The organism is Micromonospora sp. ALFpr18c, assembly GCF_008868155.1.
Classification (GTDB): Bacteria; Actinomycetota; Actinomycetes; order Mycobacteriales; family Micromonosporaceae; genus Micromonospora.
In genome coordinates, this window is sequence record NZ_WBKR01000440.1 from 1 (window position 1) to 794 (window position 794).

Sequence of the window (794 nt, forward strand, 5' to 3'; positions counted from 1 at the left end):
CAGCATGGTGGTGGAGGGCTTCCACGGGAACCGTGGATTGGTGCCTTGAGCCCGAGCGTCAGACTTTCGAATCTCTCTGCCCTCCCCACGACGGACGCTGTGGTCCGCGTGTGAGGGAGGCTGGTGATGGAAGTCGTTCACTCCCGCTGTGCCGGGATGGATATCTCGAAGAAGGACGCCAAGGTGTGCGTCCGGATCGCTGGGGCCGGTCGTCGCAAGACGACCGAGACGGTCACGACCTGGGGGTCGATGACCAGACAGATCCTCGCGTTGCGTGAGCATCTGGTCGATCAGCAGGTGACATGCGTGGTGATGGAGGCGACCAGCGACTACTGGAAGCCGTTCTACTACCTGCTCGAGGACGCCGGCTTCGAGGTCATGCTGGTCAACGCCCGGCACGTGAAGACACTGCCGGGCCGTAAGACCGATGTCGCGGACGCGACCTGGCTCGCCCAACTCGGTGCGCATGGCCTGGTGAGGGGCTCGTTCGTGCCGCCCGAGCCGATCCGCCAGTTGCGGGATCTGACCCGGACACGCACGGCGATCACGAGGGAACGTGGCCGGGAGGCCCAGCGGCTGGAGAAGTCGCTGGAGGACGCCGGGATCAAGCTGTCCGCAGTCGCGTCTGACATCCTTGGGGTGTCCGGGCGGGCGATGCTGGAGGCGTTGATCGCTGGCGACACGGATCCGGCCGCGCTCGCGGATCTGGCCAAACGTCGGCTCCGGTCGAAGATCCCGCAGCTGACCGAAGCGTTGAACGGCCGGTTCACCGAGCACCACGCGTTCCTCGCCCG

Annotated in this window: 1 protein-coding gene; it reads left to right on the forward strand. The window is 66.0% G+C overall.

Annotation, left to right across the window (positions count from 1 at the left end):
• Positions 1–126 precede the first annotated feature (126 nt).
• A partial coding sequence (locus tag F8271_RS31600) for an IS110 family transposase (RefSeq protein ID WP_151493421.1) occupies positions 127–794 on the forward strand: 668 nt, incomplete at its 3' end.